The following is a 2,681-nucleotide window of genomic DNA, read 5'->3' on the forward strand; positions in this document are numbered from 1 at the left end:
AGCCTGGGGAACGTGCTCGCGAGGATGTTGGGGTTGCCGGTGGATTTGGGGGCGGCCGTGGGCATGGCGGCGCTGTTCGCCGCGGCGGCGAATACGCCCCTGGCGCTGTCCATCATGGCCGTGGAGCTGGTGGGGGCAGGGGTGCTGCCCCACGTGATGATTGTGTCGACGGTGGCGTATGTATTGACGGGCCACCGGGGGATCTACCCGGCGCAGCGGATTGGGCGGCGGAAGGACGGGGGAGCGGGGTTTGGACGGTGGGTTCCGCTGCGGGAGATGGAGAGCACGGTCCCCGGGCCTGTCACTGAGAGACCCGGGGACGGTGGGCCTGGGGGTCAGGGCTCCGGGTAGTGGAAGACGCGACCGCCCTCACCCACAATCCAGACGTCGCCAGTGGGGGCAATGGCAAGGTCGTGGAGTCGCGCGTTCGCCTGGAGGTCCGGGCCGCTTCCCCAGGTGTCAGAAGGGGTCAGTCTTCGCAGACGCCCACTGGTGCTGCTGTCCACCATGTAGCAGTGCTCATTCAGCGGGTTCTGCGCGTTCTGTGCGTCATAGCGCATCACCACGCTGGAGAAGGAGGAGGTCACCGCCCCACCCGGTGGCTCCACCCGGGTCCACGGGGTTCCACCATTCCAGCGCCACACCGCCCCGTTGTCTCCCACCGCGCAGGCTTTGTTATCAGTGCCCATCCACACGGCTCTCGCATTCCCATCCACATTCATGGAATGCACTCCGTTCGTGGACGTCGCCGCGCCGCCCGGCGTCACTGCATAGGAGCGGAACCGTTGGCCACTTCCACCCCCTGTACTTCCACCCACCGCCAGAAGAAGCTCTTCCCTAAAACCATGCAACCCATAAAAGTTGGCGGAGTTGTCCTCCAATTCGGACACAGTTCCACCCAATATCCACCGGAAGATTCTCCCTGTGGAGTCGGTGACATAGAGGACAGGGTCTCCAGTAGCCCCGAACCCCACCAGCCCCGTGATGCCTGCGCTTTGACCTGTACCGCCTACGGCGCACGCATCCGTGGTCCCATTATGGACAGCCAGCGCTCCTGCTGCGCCTCCCAGGAATACCCTTCCACTCGAGTCCACCCAAGAGACCCTCCAGTCGACATCACCACAGTTGTTTGGATGAATCGCGAGGCTGCCATCCGTCGGAGCAGGAGTGGCCGGGTCCCCAAAGCTGAAGCTCTCGAACTTCGCGCTGGCGGACCTGCGCACCGCCAGCTTGCCATCCTCTCCAGCAACCCACACCGGATAGCCACTCGCGTGCACCGACACCGTGTTCCACTGCTGGTTGTCGGATGACAGGTGATGGCTGGCAACCTGCTTCAGCGAGCCACCACACGACGCAGGCTCGTCAGCCACACCATTGCTGCAGTTGTTGTCGATGCCGTCACACAGCTCGGCCTGAATTGAACTCCTCGCGGAGTCCCGGTCGTCGCAGTCTCCATCCTGCCCCAGGGCATAGCCCGAGGCCGGAGGCGGTTCCCCCTGACAGACAATCTTGGGATTCACGTCCGGAATCACCGTGGCGACACCGTCTCCATCACCATCCAGGTCCTGGTAGTAGAGGTCAGGCTCAGGCGCGTTGCAGGCCACGCTGGTTTCAGACGCACACTGGATGGTTCCACAGCCCTGCGCACAGGAGCTCCCCTTCGTGGGGAAGGTCTCGTCAATCGCCACGCCATTGTCGCTCGCGCAGTTGTTGTCGATACCGTCGCAGAGCTCCTGCTTGTTCGGAGCGCGTCGAGCGTCTGCATCATCGCAGTCGAACGGAGGCCCCGAGGGATACTTCATGTACTTGGGTCCCGGTGACGTGCACTGCGAGGTGAACGCGGGCCCCTGCGGGACACCATCCCCGTCATCATCCAGGTACCACTTCTTGTCGTGGCCCTCGTCCGTCGTCCCGTCGCAGTTGTTGTCCTTCTCGTCGCAAAGCTCCGTCTTGCCGGGGGCAACTTCCGGGTCGTTGTCTTTGCAGTCGCCACCCGCCATCGCGTACCCACTCACACCTGCGACCGGCACACAGTGCTGAATCGCCTCGCCACCCACACCATCTCCGTCCACGTCGCGGAACATGGCGACCAGAGGCAATCCTTCATCCGCCCCACCAGCACAGTTGTTGTCCTTGTCGTCGCAGACCTCCTGCTGAGAGGGATTGCGCATCGCATCCCCATCATCGCAGTCCGTGCCGCCCTTCCCCGCCTCGCTCGAGACAGCGACAAACCCATCCCCATCCGCGTCCGGGGTTTCGAGCTCCACCGTCCTCTTCGGCTTCGCCCCCGTCCCCGAGAGGTCAACCACCAGGCTCTGCTCATCCACCTGCTTGCCGCCGCAGGACTGCTCGTGCGCGCGGACAGTGACCCGAACATCCGTCCCCCATCCCTCCCGTAGAAGCACCGCCAACTTCAGCGGAGGCGACTGGTTCGCGAGCTTCTCTCCGTCAAAGGAGTTCGTCAGGACATTGTCAGCGTTCGCGGCATCGACGGCTTCCATGACGATGCAGCCCGTCTTGAAGTTCGAGTCGTAATTGATGTCGATGGCGACGTTCGCCTGCTCCTTGTCTTTGGAGCAAGCGACCAGCAGCAACGGGAACAGGAATAGGGCTATGCGACGCATGGGGCCGCACTCTACCGCACCCCTCCGCCCCCTGGCGCTGTCCTCGTACTCCACGCC

2 protein-coding genes are annotated in these 2,681 nt (G+C 63.7%); one reads left to right on the top strand and one right to left on the bottom strand.

Features of this window, described 5'->3' with window-relative positions; genetic code table 11:
- A partial coding sequence (locus FL311_RS42535; RefSeq protein ID WP_228557460.1) for a chloride channel protein occupies positions 1 to 351 on the top strand: 351 nt, incomplete at its 5' end.
- Here the strand turns inward: FL311_RS42535 and FL311_RS42540 are convergent.
- A complete protein-coding gene (locus FL311_RS42540) occupies positions 336 to 2,624 on the bottom strand; it encodes a putative metal-binding motif-containing protein (RefSeq protein WP_141333317.1) in 2,289 nt (762 codons plus the stop codon). The genes FL311_RS42535 and FL311_RS42540 overlap by 16 nt on opposite strands.
- Positions 2,625 to 2,681: the final 57 nt, after the last annotated feature.

Origin of the sequence: Myxococcus sp. AB025B (assembly GCF_006518215.1) — a bacterium.
Taxonomy (GTDB): domain Bacteria; phylum Myxococcota; class Myxococcia; order Myxococcales; family Myxococcaceae; genus Myxococcus; species Myxococcus fulvus.

Bases quoted from the DNA above. Each gene is read 5' to 3' on its own strand.
- FL311_RS42540 (WP_141333317.1), bottom strand. From the start codon at position 2,624: ATGCGTCGCATAGCCCTATTCCTGTTCCCGTTGCTGCTGGTCGCTTGC.